This is a genomic window from Bradyrhizobium sp. UFLA05-109 (assembly GCF_054185165.1).
The window spans coordinates 26,858-41,051 of the sequence record NZ_JBBIAR010000082.1 but is presented as its reverse complement, the minus strand read 5'-3'; the positions used below and the strand labels follow the sequence as shown (position 1 = coordinate 41,051).

The window sequence follows — 14,194 nt, the reverse complement described above, 5'->3', positions numbered from 1 at the left end:
CCTCCGCACGTCGCGTCGCAAAGGCTTCCTCGCTCTCGCCAGCCTGGCCATCCTTGTAGAAATGCGGCGAGCCCGCGTGCAGGATATTCGGCAATGGAAGATCGAAGGAACGGTGATTGTTCGGCAGACCCGTGAGGCTTGCGGAGGCGATCGTGACGCCGTGATAGGCGCGCATGCGGCTGATCACCTTCTTGCGCTGCGGCTGACCGAGCGCATTCGAGCGATAAGCGATCAGCTTCAGCACCGTATCGTTCGCTTCCGAGCCGGAGTTGGTGAAGAACACCTTGCTCATCGGCACCGGCGCGAGGGCGACGAGTTTCTCGGCGAGATCGATCGAGGGCCCGTGCGATTTCGCGGAGAACGTATGATAGAACGGCAGGGCCTGCATCTGCCGGTACGCAGCCTCGACCAGCCGCTTCTCGTTGAAGCCGAGCCCGACGCTCCACAGGCCGGCCATCGCCTCGAAATAGCGCCTGCCCGCGGCGTCGAAGACATAGGGCCCCTCGCCTCGCTCGATCACCAGCGGGCCATTCTGCTGATGGGTACGCGCGTTGGTATAGGGATGGAGCTGGAACGCGACATCCCGGGCTTCTTGCGAATTGGGCAGCATGGTCATCACATCATTCCTTCAGCCTTCGGCTCGCGCCGAAACGGAGCTCGTCTGTCGATGGCATCGTCACTTGGCTATTGCGGCACGGCACAACTTGCAACGTCAATTCGTCGGCAGCACAGCAGCGTTGCAGGAAAACAGGTAATGCGTCGGTTCAGGCAGCCCCGTCATCATCGCCACCATCCGAGTCGGCCTCGGCCGCCTCGCGCGCCTCGACGAGTGCCATCGAGAGCAGATAGACGGTCGTTGACAGCCCAAGTCGGCGCGCGGCTTCGAGGGCGCGCGACAGATCGCCGACCAAACCTTCCAGCTCTTGCCCCCGGGATAATGTCGTCAATCACCCTCGTCGCGGGCCGCGCCCGTCTATACCGCGATGGCGCCGGTCCTGTTGAGTTCGGCGCTGGCGCGAACAGTAGCAAAATTGCCGATCACATTCATCACCGACTGCTTATAGGTCGCCGCGTCGCCACGGCCCGGATGGCGACAGGCGACAGCGTCGCTGACAACCTGATAGCGATGGCTTCTGTGAAACCCGTCGACCACCGTCGCCAAGATCGTCTCGTCGAGGGAGAAACCGAGTAGCACGCAGCGGATGTTCCGAATGTTCGCGCTGTAGTCCGCGAACCGCGCGGAACTGTAGGCCGACGGCAGCGGATGCTCAAACGTCATCTCCCCTGGGCGCGGCTTCAGCTCACCAATCCAATCGGTCAGTTTGGATGCCGGATTGAACCAGGCGGCCTGCGCGATGCGCTTGAGGTGCATCACCGGCCAGAGATTGTCGCGCCACAGCGTCAACAACTCCAGGCAGCGCGAGGTCGTGGCGTCGCCATCGAGAATGACATGGCGACGCCCGGGAGTCAGATATTCGACCTGCAGATCGGCGCAAACCAGGATCGGCGGATCGTCGTCAATGAAGTCCGGCATTGGCTTGTTCGTAGCTGCACCAATTTCAGCGTTGAGCCATCGAGACGTTACGCAGCGGCGATGTCACCGCTCGTCCCGCCGAGGCGTCAAGCACCCCCGGCCGATCCCAATCGCCCTCGGGACGGATGATCACGTAAGGATCGCTGTCCAGCGTGATCGCGTCCGGCCCCGGCTCGATCTCGAGCACCATCTCGGTATAGGAAAAATCCGAGAAGGTGATCTTGCGATTGTGGCCGAGCGGCTTGGCACCGAAATGGGCCCAGAAGTCGACGAGCCGGTCCTGCGCCTGCCCATAGATTTTGCGGAAGCCTTTGCGCTTCACGTACTCGACGCTTGCCTGCACGAGCTTGAACGACACGCGCGAGCGCCGGTACTGATGCCGCACCGCGAGTCGCTCGACCTTGGCGAACTCGCCGAAGAAGCGAACCCGCAGGCAGCCGGCGGGCTCGTTGCCGATGAAGCCAATGAAATGCGCGGCGACCAAATCATTGCCATCGAACTCTTCCTCGAAAGGACAGTCCTGCTCTGCGAGATAGACCGCCGAGCGGATGGCAGTGACCAGCATGAGGTCGCTGGGATCGCGCGCGATGCGGACCGTGATGGCGCGCGAGTCAGGTTTGGCAAAAGGAATTCTAGTGCCGTGCATTTGCAAAACTCCCTACTTCGATCATTGCGCCCCGCCCGCGCATGGGCAGTCGATTCCATGGCCTCTCGTAACACCAGAGGTCGGGCTGGAAGCTCGCGATAGGCTCAAAACCCGTCGCTTTCATGATGTCGCGTCCGGCAGCCGTCGACGGCTGCGCGAAACAATCGGCGCTTCGTAACCGCGGCTGCCGCAGATGCGCGGCCGCTTTGCCGAGTCCGGCGATGCCGCGGCCGGTGGTCGCGATGGCCCAGATGTAGATGGCCGAGACCTCCTCGTCGCCACATGCAAGATGCCGGATGTCGGGTTCGGTCAGACAGATCTCGTCGAGCAGCAGTGCGTCATGGCCGCGCTCGTTGAGAAACAGGAACGCCATTCCACCCACCAGTACGCCGTTCCGGGTGAAGGTCAGAAGGCATTGGGAATCGAAGGTGAAATAGCGCGCGAGCTCCTGCTCGCCGATGCGCACGCCGGGGACTAACCGGTGCGCCATGCCGGCAAGCGCGGCAATTTCGGAAAATTGCGCACAGTGGACATCGATGTCTGGACTGAGCGGCAGCGCGTCAAATTCATGCCTCGCGGCAAACGAGCCTCTTTCCATACCCATCCCACCCCTCTAAGTTTCGCCCTGTCCCGTTAGGATGAGGAGCTTATCGGGTAAGGAACAGGTGTATGCAGCAACTATTGCACCGGGGTGCTGCGATGACGCAGCACCGCAGCGATGAGTCCCTGGATGCATCCTGGGACGATTTGAAGCTGTTTTTAGCTTGCGCGAAATATAAAAGTTTCCGCAACGCTGCCGAAGAGCTCGGCCTCACCTCGACGACGCTGATGCGTCGGATCGACCGGCTCGAAGAGAGCATCGGCTGCAAGCTGTTTCTGCGCGACCAGAGCGGATTGACGCTGAGCGACGAAGGCACGGCGATGATCTCCGATGTCACCTTGATGGAGCGTCACGCCTTCAATGTATTTCGCCGCGCCTCGCGTGGTTCGAGCGACGCGACAGGCACCGTGCGCGTCGCAGTGACGGAAGGGCCCGGCAATTTCTGGATCCTGCCGCGACTGATCGACTTCCAGAAGACCTATCGCAAGATCACCGTCGACCTGCGCTGCGCAATGGAGCAGGCCGATGTTGCGCGCCTGGAGTCCGACATCGCGATCCAGCTCGAGCCGCCGACCAATCCGGATCTGATCGTGGCCAAGCTTGGCCGGCTGCACATCTATCCCTTCGTCTCGAAGGGTTACGAGAGCCTGCACGGCGTGCCCGGCACACTTGCCGAGTTGCCGAACCACCGGATCATCAAGCAGAGCGCACCGCAGGTCGACGATACCGCCTATGCGCGCATCCTGGGGCTCAAGTCGCTCGAGGGCATCGTCGGGATCAAGACCAACTCATCGGTGGGCGTGCTCTACGCGGTGGAACGTGGCGCCGGCATCGGCTTCTTGCCGACGGTGTCGATCGCAATCGGCGCGCCGGTCGTCGCCGTCGATCTCGGCGTCAGCCACCACGCCGATCTCTGGCTCACCTATCACAAGGAATTCCGCGCCTCGGAGCGACACAAGATCGTGGTCGAGTGGCTGAAGAAGATCTTCGATCCGCGCACCTATCCCTGCTTCCGCGACGAATTCATCCACCCGAACGAGCTGGTGCCGATGATGGCAACGGCCCGGGAGAGCTTTGGCCTGACGGGCTATGTCGCGGCGGCGCCGACCTGATCGGCAGCGGCTACCATCTGTACTCGAAGCCGACCGTGCCCTGGTGCGACCGCAACTCGTTGCGGAACTTGCCGTCATAATTGAGGTAGAGGCGCGCGGTGTTGGTCAGGCTGAGCGAGGCCGACGCGCCGGTGTCGAGGCCGTAGCGGCTCTCGCCGATGCCGGGCACTACGAGGCTCTGCCTGCCCAGGCTGACCTGGATCGATCCCAGGTCCTGATAGAAATTGTCGACGAACTTGCCGTAGGCTGACAGGTCCAGAATCTTCTGGTCGAAGATAAAGTAGCGCCCCACCTCGGCGCCGAGCATGAGGCGCGCGCGCGCAAGCGCGGACGAGCCGACGGTCAGGGGAAAGAGGCTGCCCGTCTCCTGGAACGAAGCGCTGGTGGCGCGGACATATTCCAGCGCAGCTTTGGGGACGAAGCGGATCTGGTCCTGGGTCCAGTAGTAGCTGATCTCGGTCAGCGCGCCGTCGATGGCGGCGCTATAGCGCGCAGTCGCAAAGCCAAAGCCGCTGTCCCGGCTGGAATGGACGTTGCCGAAGCCATGGACGAGCGCAAAGGCCCAGGTCCAGGGCCCCTTGTCGACGGAGCCGTTGACGCCGAGTTGGGTCAGATCCAGCGTTGCCGATTGGAGCGCCAAGGGCACGTCGATGTCGGTGTGGCTCTGGTCGACGGAGAAGCCGAGATTGACTCCCGGCGCAAGCCGCGCGCCGAAGCCCGCGACCCCGCCAACGGTCGTGCGCTTGTCGCCGACGAAGTCGCCCTGCGCGTCGGTTCGCATCGAAATGCCGTAACCCTCGAACCAGGTCCGGTAGCGCGGCCCTTCCGCCGCCTCGGCAGCGCCGCCACCGCCGGGATTGGTTCGGGAGGTCCTGTCGAAGCCGTTCGAGGCCTGGTTGCCCAGTCGCTCCAGGAAACTAGAGCCGAGATTGAGCGTGGTGTTGCCCGCCGACTGGCCGTAGTTGATCGCGGTAGGTGTCGGTGATGGCGTCGGTGACGGCGTGGGCGTCGGGGTTGGCGTCGGCGTCGCTGTGGGCGTCGGCGTCGGTGTGGGCGACTGTGCATGTGCCGGCGCAGCCATGATCATCAGCGGGAGCGCAAAGGCGACCGCAATAGCGCTCGCGGCACGCCGGACAAAGTCCAACCGGCTCGTCCGTCTTGTCCCTGAGGGCTGCGAGAGGCAGCGCATGTCGACACAATTCCCGAAGCAAAATGGCAACGCGCAAAAATGCAACACGCATTGCAGTACCTGCGACGATTTGCGCTGAACCGGCATGAAGGGTCAATCGCCTGGGCAACACTGAATGGGATGATTGCCCCGCCCTGTGGTACCGCTGCCACAGGTCGCAAATTGTGCCATCGAACGTCGGTCGGGACTTTGAACTTTGCGCGCTGCTTGCGAGCAAGCGGTTTTCATGTTGCAATATCAGGCACAATCGGATTTGGCCGCTCGACTGTGCGTTTCGCGACATTGAGACTCAAGACTCGAACAGACTTCCGGAAGCCCGTTTGTGGCGTGGCACGCGCAAAGACGTCGCCGCGTCTTTTTTATGTCTAAAGGAGGAGACTGGCGATGCAAAAGGGCACCGTCAAATGGTTCAACCCGACAAAGGGCTATGGCTTCATCAAGCCGAACGGCGGCGACAAGGACGTGTTCGTCCACATTTCCGCGGTCGAGCGCGCTGGGCTGACCACCCTTAATGAAAATCAGGTGGTTGAATACGATCTCGTGGAGAATCGCGGCAAGACTTCCGCAGAGAACCTCAAGGTTCACTGACTTTCTGCTCACGATCGACACAGGCAAGCGTGAATTCCCCCGGCCCCGCCCGGGGGAATTCGTTTGTGGCTCAAGCCTGCATGGCGCTTCAGCTCACCACCGGCGAGATCAGGAAATTCTCCGAGCCACCGCTTCCCACCGTTTTGCAGACGTCGCCGTCGATCCGGACCTTGCCGGTTGCAAGCAGTCGCAGCGCTTCTGGATAGATGCGGTGCTCGACTTCGAGGATGCGCTCGGACAGCGTGTCCGGCGTGTCGTTGTCGCTGACGGGAACGGCGCCCTGCATCACGATCGGGCCGGCATCGGTCGCAGGGATCACGAAGTGCACCGTCGCGCCAGACAGTTTCACGCCGGCGCGCAAGGCCTGGCCGTGCGGGTCGAGGCCGGGGAATGACGGCAGCAGCGAGGGATGGATGTTGAGCATCCGCCCGTGCCAGCTTTGCGTGAACTCGGCCGTGAACAACCGCATGAAGCCGCCCAGACAAATCAGCTCGATGCCGTGCTGGTCGAGGGCGGCCTGCAGCGCCGCCTCAAACCCTGCGCGATTCTTGCCGAACGGCTTGCTCTCGATCACCAGCGTTTTCACGCCGCTCGCCCTCGCCTTTTCCAGGCCCAGCGCGTCGGCCTTGTTCGAGATGACGAGCGAGATCTCGGCCGGAAAATCCGGCATGGCGGCGGCCTTGATCAGCGCCGCCATGTTGGAGCCTCGGCCGGAGATCAGGATGGCGACGCGGCGCTTCATGGGTCTTACAGCGACAGATCGAGTTGGCCGTTATAGACGACGCGATGCTCGCCCTCGGCCGGGATCACGGTGCCGAGTTGCGCCACCGTCTCGCCGGCATCGGTGAATACCTGCATCACCTTGTCGACGGCATCCGGCTCGACGATCGCGATCATGCCGATGCCGCAGTTGAATGTGCGCAGCATTTCGAGCTCGGCCATGCCGCCTTGCGCCGCCAGCCATTTGAACACCGGCAGCACCGGCAAGCGGGCGAGATCGATGCCGACACCGAGATGTTTTGGCAGCACGCGCGGGATGTTGTCGGTGAAACCGCCACCGGTGATGTGGGCAAGGCCCTTCACCGCGCCGGTCTCGCGGATCGCACGCAGGCAGGATTTGACATAGAGCCGGGTCGGCGCGAGCAGCGCGCCCCCGAGCGTCATGACGGGCGCAAACGGCGCCTGGGCCTCGAAGCCGAGGCCGGACTGCTCGACGATCTTGCGCACCAGCGAGAAGCCGTTGGAATGCACCCCCGAGGAAACCAGCCCGATCACGGCATCGCCCGCGGCGATATCCTTGCGCGGCAGCAGCGTTCCGCGCTCGGCGGCACCGACTGCGAACCCGGCGAGATCATAGTCGCCGTCCTTGTAGAGGCCGGGCATCTCGGCGGTCTCGCCGCCGATCAATGCGCAGCCAGACTCGCGGCAGCCTTCGGCAACGCCCGCGACAATCGACGCAGCAGCCTCGGGGTCGAGCTTGCCGCAGGCGAAATAGTCGAGGAAGAACAGCGGCTCGGCCCCCTGCACCACCAGGTCGTTGACGCTCATCGCGACGAGGTCGATGCCGATCCCGCCATGCAGGCCGGTCTCGATGGCGATCTTGACCTTGGTGCCGACGCCGTCGGTGGCGGCGACCAGGACGGGGTCCTTGAACCCGGCTGCCTTGAGGTCGAACAGGCCGCCGAACCCCCCGATCTCGGCATCGGCGCCGGCACGTGCGGTCGCGCGCACCATCGGCTTGATCAGGTCGACCAAGCGATTGCCCGCATCGATGTCGACGCCTGAATCGGCGTAGGTAAGGCCGTTTTTGCGGTCGGTCATGCCCGATTTCCAGTGGATTTGCGGCTGGTTACGTCGAATTCGAGGGCCGCGCAATGGCTCGCAAGGGGCCTGAGGCTATACTATGTAGATATCAACCGGTTCAGCCTCCAAAGGGCCGGATTCGAGGTCACACCGGGTGCCGGGAAGCGCCGCGTGAGTATTCCGAACATCATCACTTTGGGCCGCATCATGCTGGTCCCAATCATCGTCTGGGCCATCGTGTCGAGCCAAATGGAGGTGGCGTTCGGTGTGTTCCTGATCGCTGGGATCAGCGACGCCGTCGACGGCTTCCTGGCCAAGCGCTTCAACATGACGAGTGAGCTCGGCGCCCTGCTCGACCCGCTCGCCGACAAGGCGCTTTTGGTCTCAATCTACATGGCGCTGGGGATCTGGGGTGCCATCCCGCGCTGGATCGTCATCCTGGTGGTCTCCCGCGACATCATGATCGTCGCCGCCGTGATCGTGTCCTGGCTGTTCGACAAGCCGGTGGCCATGAAACCCCTGATGGTGTCGAAGCTGAATACCGCAGCCCAGGTGGCATTCGCAGCCTTGGTCTTGGCCGCACTCGCCTTCGGCTTCAAGCCGGAGCCCTATGATATTATCCTGATGGGCCTCGTCACGGTCTTCACGCTCACCTCGGTGTCGCTCTATCTCGTCGAGTGGCTGCGGCACATGAGCACGATCGAAGCGAAATGAGCGCAGACCGGCCCCGCAAAAGGCCAACTCGCAACCGATAGGCTTTTGCGCCAAACCCCTTTGGCACAAGTTTTGGCCGGCCCGTCCGGCATGGAGCAAAGCAAGCGTGGCAGGCCGCGTTCATCCCCGACAACTGGCGTTTTCGCTTCCGCACGCGGAAAGCCTGAGCCGGGATAATTTTCTCGAAGGCCCGGCCAACGCCGCCGGGCTCGCGCTGATCGACGGCTGGCCCGAATGGCCAAACCGGATCATGTGGCTGGCCGGGCCCGAGGGCTCAGGCAAGAGCCATCTCGCCGCCATCTGGGCCGAAGAAGCCGGCGCCCGCTCCACCACTGCCAATGCATTGATCGCGGCCGCCGTGCCTGGAGCGCTCGCCACGGGAGCACTGGTCGTTGAGGACCTGAAAGCGCAGGACTTTGATGAGCGCGCGCTCTTCCATCTGTTGAACCTCGCGCGCGAGGAAGGAGCCTACGTCCTGCTCACCGGCCGCGAGTTACCGGCGGCGCTGGATATCGAGCTGCGCGACCTGCGCTCGCGCGTGCGCGCCGTGCCGGTGGTGTCGCTCCTGCCCCCGGACGACCAGCTTTTCCGCGGCCTGATCGTCAAGTTCTGCGCCGACCGCCAATTGAGCGTCGATGAGAGCGTGGTGAGTTATCTTGCGACCCGCCTGGAGCGCTCCTCCGCAGCCGCTCGGCGGGCCGTGGAGCTGCTCGACAGCGAAGCCCTGCGGCTCGGCCGGCCCGTGACCCGTGCACTAGCCGCCGAGCTGCTCCGCGACGCCTGACCTTTTCAGACCCTTTGCAAGCCCCGCCCGCTTGACGCGGCCGAGAAGCAGAACATCAATGTCATCGAAACGTCATCGCATTAACACATGCTCCCGCCGGTTTTGCGCGTAAGTCGCAAAGTAAGGCGAGACAAGATGGACCGACTTCTCATGGACTCCGCGCAAGCTGTTGAAATTAAAGAAAAAGAATCGGAATCGGCTGGCCTGCCGGCGATCGCCACGAGCCCCGAGCGATTCATCAATCGCGAGCTTTCCTGGCTGCACTTCAACCGCAGGGTCCTGGAGGAATCGGTCAACTCGCACCACCCGGTGCTGGAGCGGGTGCGATTCCTGTCGATTTCCGCGAATAACCTTGATGAGTTCTTCATGGTCCGCGTCGCCGGCATCAAGGCTCAGGTCCGCGAGGGCATCCCCGAGCGCAGCCCCGACGGCCTGACCCCGTCCGAGCAGCTGGCGCTGATCAACCGAACCGTCTCCCAGCTTGCGAGCGACCAGCAGGCGATCTGGCGCGACCTGCGCAGCACGCTTGCCGAGGTCGGCATTGTGCTCGTGGACGGCAAGGAAGTCACCAAGCCCGAACGAACCTGGCTGGAAGACTATTTTCTCCACAACGTCTTCCCGCTGCTCACGCCGCTGGCGATCGATCCCGCCCATCCCTTCCCGTTCATCCCAAGCCTCGGCTTCACCATCGCGCTCCAGCTCACGCGCGATGCCGACGGCAAGCAGATGAACGCGCTGATCCGCATGCCCGGCAAGATCGACCGCTTCATCAAATTGCCCGCTGAGGGCGTGACGCGGCTCATCCCTCTCGAGCAGGCCACCGCGCTCTTCATCAACCGTCTGTTCCCCGGCTACACCGTGCACGGCCAGGGCGCCTTCCGCATCATCCGCGACTCCGAAATGGAGATCGAGGAAGAGGCCGAAGACCTCGTGCGCGTGTTCGAGACGGCGCTGAAGCGCCGTCGCCGCGGATCGGTGATCCGGCTCGAGGTCGACGCCAAGACGCCGGAGCAGCTGCGCAGCTTCGTGCAGCACGCGCTCTCTGCGGCCGAAGACGAAGTATTCCTGGTCGACGGCGTGCTCGCCATGAACGAGCTGTCGCAACTCACCCGCCTCGATCGCCCCGACCTCGAATTCACCCCTTACGTGCCCCGTCATCCCGAACGCGTGCGCGAGCATGGCGGCGACATCTTCGCGGCGATCCGGCAGAAGGACCTCATCGTCCATCATCCCTACGAATCCTTCGATGTCGTCGTGCAGTTCCTCCAGCAAGCCACGCGCGACCCAGACGTCGTCGCGATCAAGCAGACGCTCTACCGCACCTCCAACAATTCGCCGATCGTGCGTGCATTGGCCGAGGCCGCCGAGGCGGGCAAGTCCGTCACCGCGCTGATCGAGCTCAAGGCGCGCTTCGACGAGGAAGCCAATATCCGCTGGGCACGCGACCTCGAGCGCGCCGGCGTGCAGGTCGTCTACGGCTTCCTCGAGTTGAAGACGCACGCGAAACTCTCGATGGTCGTGCGCCGCGAGGGCGGCAGCCTCACCACCTATGTTCACACCGGCACCGGCAACTACCATCCGGTGACCGCGCGCATCTACACCGATCTCTCCTACTTCACCTCGGACCCGACCATCGGCCGCGACGCTGCGCGCGTGTTCAACTTCATCACCGGCTACGCGGCGCCGAGCGATCTCGACAAGATGGCGGTATCGCCGCTGACGCTGCGCAAGCGCATCATCGAGCACATCCAGGGCGAGATCGAGTATGCACGGCACGGCAAGCCCGGCGCGGTGTGGATGAAGATGAACGCCCTGGTCGATCCCGATATCATCGACGCGCTCTATGAGGCATCTCAAGCCGGCGTCCAGGTGGAGCTCGTGGTGCGCGGCATCTGCTGCCTGCGGCCGGGTATCCCCGGCCTGTCGGAGAACATTCGCGTCAAGTCGATCATCGGGCGCTTCCTCGAGCACGGCCGCATCTACTGCTTCGGCATGGGCCAGGGCCTGCCGAGCGCGAAAGCGGCTGTGTATATCTCGTCAGCCGACATGATGCCGCGCAATCTCGACCGCCGTGTCGAGGTGCTGTGCCCGCTGCAAAATCCGACGGTACATCAGCAGGTTCTCGAACAGATCATGGTCGCGAATCTGAAGGACAATGAGCAGAGCTGGCAATTGTTGCCCGATGGATCGTCAACGCGTATGAAGGCCGCGAAGGGCGAGGAGCCTTTCAACGTGCACAACTACTTCATGACAAATCCGAGTCTGTCTGGCCGTGGAAAGTCGCTCAAGGAATCCTCGCCGCGGCGTCTCACGCGCCGGAACGAACGTCATCAGTCCTGACCGGGGATTGTTGCCGTGACGCGGCCGCGCAAACGTGGCGCAAGCGTCGCGGTGATCGATATCGGCTCCAACTCGGTTCGTCTCGTCGTCTACGAGGCACTGGCGCGGAGCCTCATTCCGATCTTCAACGAGAAGACGCTCTGCGGCCTCGGCCGCGAGGTGCAGAGCACGGGCCTGCTCGCGCCCGACGCGGTCGACAAGGCGCTGACCTCGCTGAAGCGATTTCGGGCGCTGTGTCGGGTGATGCAGGTCGGGCGCGTCTTTGCAATCGCGACCGCCGCGTGCCGTGATGCATCCAACGGCCCCGACTTCATCGCCAAGGCCGAGCGCATCTGCGCGGTGAAGATCGAGATCCTGTCGGGCCCGCGCGAGGCACGACTCTCGGCGCTCGGCGTCGTCTCCGGCATTCATCACCCCGACGGCATCGTCGGCGATCTCGGCGGCGGCTCGCTGGAGCTCGTCGAGGTCCACCGCAACAGCGTGCGCAGCGGCGTGACGCTGCCGCTCGGCGGGCTCGCCTTGCAGGATCTCGCGCATAAATCGTTGAAGCGCGCCGACCGCATCGTGCGCGAGGAACTCGACGCCGTGGCGCAGCTCAAGGCCGGGCGCGGCCGCACCTTCTATGCGGTTGGCGGCACATGGCGCGCACTCGCCCGCATCCACATCATCCAGAGCGGCTATCCGCTGCAGGTGATGCACGGCTATTCGATACCGGCCGCGGATGCGCTGGATTTCGCGCGGCGCCTGCGCCGCCTGGCTGCGTCCAACCTGCTCGCCGACATCGAACTGGTCGCCGACGCACGGCGGCCCCTCCTCGCCTATGCCGCGCTCGTGCTCGAGCACGTCATCCGCGTCGCACGGCCGAAGACGATCGTGTTCTCGACCTTCGGCGTGCGCGAAGGCCTGCTGCACGAGAAGCTGTCGGAAGCCGAACGCGCCAAGGACGGATTGATCTGCGCTGCAGAAGAGCTGAACCAGCTGATGTCGCGTTCGGCGCGCCATGCCCGCGAGCTCATCGAATGGACCGACCGCTTCGCGCGCGTGGTGAGGCTGCGCGAGACCGAGGAGGACCGCAGGCTGCGCCACACCGCGTGTCTGCTCTCGGACATCGGCTGGCGCGTCCATCCTGACCACCGCGGCGAGCAGACCCTGAGCCTCGTGGTCAACGGCAATTTCGGCGCAGTCAGCCACGAGGGCCGCGCCTTCGTCGGCCTGTCGGTGTTCTATCGCTACGCGGGCTTGAGCGAAGAGAACCAGCCGCCCCTGACCATGCAAGAGCTGCTCACGCCTGCGCATCTCGAGCGCACGCGGCTCCTGGGCGCCGCGTTCCGCGTTGCGCATCTGATCTCGGCGGCCCGGCCCGGCGTGCTGCCGGCTACCCATTTCCGCACCGAGGGCCGCAAGCTGATGCTGGTGTTCGAGCACCGTCTCGGTGATCTCGTCGCCGATCGCGTCGGCGGCCGATTCAAGCAGCTCGCCCGTCTGGTCGGCCGCTCGGGGTCGATCGTAAGGCGCTAGATTATTCCGCCGACACTTTGGCGTGGCGCTCGGAGGCCTCGAGCGCGGCAACATGCATGCTGCGCCGGCGCCAGATATAGCCGACGACCAGCACGACGATGACGCCGAGCACGCAGCTGAGATACTCGGCGCCCGCCCCGCCATGGGCAAATTGCGGCGGGATGCGCAAGCCTGCGAGCAGCGAATCCAGCGATGCGCCGAACGGACCGTCGGACAGCGCATGCAGCTTCGGCTCGACGCCCGGATCGGTCGCGATCACCTCGCCGGCGATCCAGCCGAGCAACGCCGCGCCGGCCCAGACCAGGATCGGCAGTTTTGACAGCAGCGCCATGATCAGCGCAGCGCCGGCGACGATCAGCGGCACGCTGACGGCAAGACCGAGCACCAGAAGCGGCACGCTGCCGTTTGCGGCAGCCGCGACCGCGATGACGTTGTCGAGACTCATGATGATGTCGGCGACAACGACGATCTGCACCGCCTGCCACAGATGCGAGGCCGAGGCGACGTCGTCCTCGTCCTCGCTTTCCGGCACCAAAAGCTTGGCGGCGATCACGATCAAAGCGAGACCGCCGACCAGCTTGAGGTATGGCAGCGCCATCAGGCTCGCGACGATGCCGGTGAACACGATGCGCAGCAGCACCGCCGCCCCCGCACCGAGCACCATGCCCCATAGCCGATGCCGCGGCTTCAGCCCACGGCATGCAAGCGCGATCACCAGCGCGTTGTCGCCGGAGAGCAGGATGTTGATCCAGATGATCTTGCCGACCGCGACCCAGAAGGCCGGTTCGGCCATTTCATTGCGGAACTGGGTGAAGAACGACCCGAGCGTGCCGGGGTCGAAGATCTGCCAGAGCCAGTTCACAATGCGTCCTTCCGATCAGCCGACGATCTCGTTGCCCGAGAAGAACTGGGCGATCTCGATCACGGCCGTTTCGGGGGCGTCGGAGCCATGCACCGAGTTCTCGCCGATCGACTTGGCGTAGAGCTTGCGGATAGTGCCGTCAGCCGCCTTCGACGGGTCGGTCGCGCCCATCGCCTCGCGGTACTTGGCGATCGCGCCCTCGCCTTCCAGCACCTGGACGACCACGGGGCCGGAGGTCATGAACTCGACGAGCTCGCCGAAGAACGGGCGGGCCTTGTGCACGGCATAGAAGGTCTCGGCCTGGCCCTTGGTCATGCGGATGCGCTTCTGGGCGACGATGCGCAGGCCGGCCTTCTCGATCACGGCGTTGACCGCACCGGTCAGGTTACGCTCGGTCGCGTCGGGCTTGATGATCGAGAAGGTGCGTTCAATCGCCATGGTTCTATCCTTGAGAAAGGGGGGTGATTTGGAGTTGCCGGGCTTATATCGGCGCTCTCGGCGAA

16 protein-coding genes are annotated in these 14,194 nt (G+C 63.9%); 6 read left to right on the top strand and 10 right to left on the bottom strand.

Going from position 1 to position 14,194, the window contains the following annotated elements; genetic code table 11:
- The 5 genes from Q3C01_RS38765 to Q3C01_RS38745 form a co-directional block, all read right to left on the bottom strand.
- A partial coding sequence (locus tag Q3C01_RS38765) for an aminotransferase class III-fold pyridoxal phosphate-dependent enzyme (protein ID WP_458150571.1) occupies positions 1-616 on the bottom strand: 616 nt, incomplete at its 3' end.
- Positions 617-764: 148 nt separating this feature from the next.
- Complete coding sequence (locus Q3C01_RS38760; RefSeq protein ID WP_458150570.1) at positions 765-947, bottom strand: hypothetical protein; 183 nt, start codon at positions 945-947, stop codon at positions 765-767.
- A 26-nt stretch (positions 948-973) separates the two neighbouring features.
- Entirely contained in the window at positions 974-1,534 is a 561-nt protein-coding gene (locus tag Q3C01_RS38755) for an isochorismatase family protein (protein WP_458150569.1), read from the bottom strand.
- 25 nt (positions 1,535-1,559) lie between these two features.
- Positions 1,560-2,180 carry a GNAT family N-acetyltransferase gene (locus tag Q3C01_RS38750; protein ID WP_458150568.1) on the bottom strand — a complete coding sequence of 207 codons (621 nt, stop codon included), beginning with the start codon at positions 2,178-2,180 and terminating at the stop codon, positions 1,560-1,562.
- Entirely contained in the window at positions 2,167-2,784 is a 618-nt protein-coding gene (locus Q3C01_RS38745; protein WP_458150567.1) for a hypothetical protein, read from the bottom strand. Before Q3C01_RS38745 ends, Q3C01_RS38750 begins: the two co-directional genes overlap by 14 nt.
- A gap of 65 nt (positions 2,785-2,849) precedes the next feature.
- On the opposite strand from Q3C01_RS38745, the gene Q3C01_RS38740 reads away from it, so the two are divergent.
- Positions 2,850-3,893, top strand: a complete 1,044-nt coding sequence (locus tag Q3C01_RS38740; RefSeq protein ID WP_458150566.1) for a LysR family transcriptional regulator — start codon at positions 2,850-2,852, stop codon at positions 3,891-3,893.
- 10 nt (positions 3,894-3,903) lie between these two features.
- On the opposite strand, the gene Q3C01_RS38735 is transcribed toward Q3C01_RS38740, so the two are convergent.
- Complete coding sequence (locus Q3C01_RS38735; RefSeq protein WP_458150565.1) at positions 3,904-5,082, bottom strand: autotransporter outer membrane beta-barrel domain-containing protein; 1,179 nt, start codon at positions 5,080-5,082, stop codon at positions 3,904-3,906.
- A 384-nt stretch (positions 5,083-5,466) separates the two neighbouring features.
- Between Q3C01_RS38735 and Q3C01_RS38730 the strand changes: the two genes are divergently transcribed.
- Positions 5,467-5,670: a cold-shock protein gene (locus Q3C01_RS38730; RefSeq protein ID WP_283042530.1), complete on the top strand. Its 204-nt coding sequence runs from the start codon at positions 5,467-5,469 to the stop codon at positions 5,668-5,670.
- 88 nt (positions 5,671-5,758) lie between these two features.
- Here Q3C01_RS38730 and purN read toward each other — a convergent pair whose 3' ends face one another.
- Both purN and purM read right to left on the bottom strand, forming a co-directional pair.
- The gene (gene purN / locus Q3C01_RS38725) at positions 5,759-6,412 is read right to left on the bottom strand and encodes a phosphoribosylglycinamide formyltransferase (RefSeq protein WP_458150564.1); all 654 of its coding nucleotides are present in this window, start codon (positions 6,410-6,412) and stop codon (positions 5,759-5,761) included.
- A gap of 5 nt (positions 6,413-6,417) precedes the next feature.
- The gene (purM, locus tag Q3C01_RS38720; protein ID WP_458150563.1) at positions 6,418-7,491 is read right to left on the bottom strand and encodes a phosphoribosylformylglycinamidine cyclo-ligase; all 1,074 of its coding nucleotides are present in this window, start codon (positions 7,489-7,491) and stop codon (positions 6,418-6,420) included.
- Between the two features lie 153 nt (positions 7,492-7,644).
- Between purM and Q3C01_RS38715 the strand changes: the two genes are divergently transcribed.
- The 4 genes from Q3C01_RS38715 to ppx all read left to right on the top strand — a co-directional run bounded on the left by Q3C01_RS38715 (position 7,645) and on the right by ppx (position 12,829).
- Positions 7,645-8,187 (top strand): CDP-alcohol phosphatidyltransferase family protein, encoded by a 543-nt coding sequence (locus tag Q3C01_RS38715; RefSeq protein WP_458150562.1) that lies wholly within the window; start codon positions 7,645-7,647, stop codon positions 8,185-8,187.
- A 106-nt stretch (positions 8,188-8,293) separates the two neighbouring features.
- Positions 8,294-8,971, top strand: a complete 678-nt coding sequence (locus Q3C01_RS38710; RefSeq protein ID WP_458150561.1) for a P-loop NTPase family protein — start codon at positions 8,294-8,296, stop codon at positions 8,969-8,971.
- 150 nt (positions 8,972-9,121) lie between these two features.
- On the top strand, positions 9,122-11,311 hold the full coding sequence (locus Q3C01_RS38705; protein WP_458150574.1) for an RNA degradosome polyphosphate kinase: 2,190 nt from the start codon (positions 9,122-9,124) through the stop codon (positions 11,309-11,311).
- Between the two features lie 15 nt (positions 11,312-11,326).
- The gene (ppx, locus tag Q3C01_RS38700) at positions 11,327-12,829 is read left to right on the top strand and encodes an exopolyphosphatase (RefSeq protein ID WP_458150560.1); all 1,503 of its coding nucleotides are present in this window, start codon (positions 11,327-11,329) and stop codon (positions 12,827-12,829) included.
- Between the two features lies 1 nt (position 12,830).
- On the opposite strand, the gene Q3C01_RS38695 is transcribed toward ppx, so the two are convergent.
- Positions 12,831-13,691 carry a TerC family protein gene (locus tag Q3C01_RS38695; RefSeq protein ID WP_458150559.1) on the bottom strand — a complete coding sequence of 287 codons (861 nt, stop codon included), beginning with the start codon at positions 13,689-13,691 and terminating at the stop codon, positions 12,831-12,833.
- A 15-nt stretch (positions 13,692-13,706) separates the two neighbouring features.
- Positions 13,707-14,129 carry a nucleoside-diphosphate kinase gene (gene ndk, locus Q3C01_RS38690; protein WP_027522612.1) on the bottom strand — a complete coding sequence of 141 codons (423 nt, stop codon included), beginning with the start codon at positions 14,127-14,129 and terminating at the stop codon, positions 13,707-13,709.
- Between the last annotated feature and the right edge of the window lie 65 nt (positions 14,130-14,194).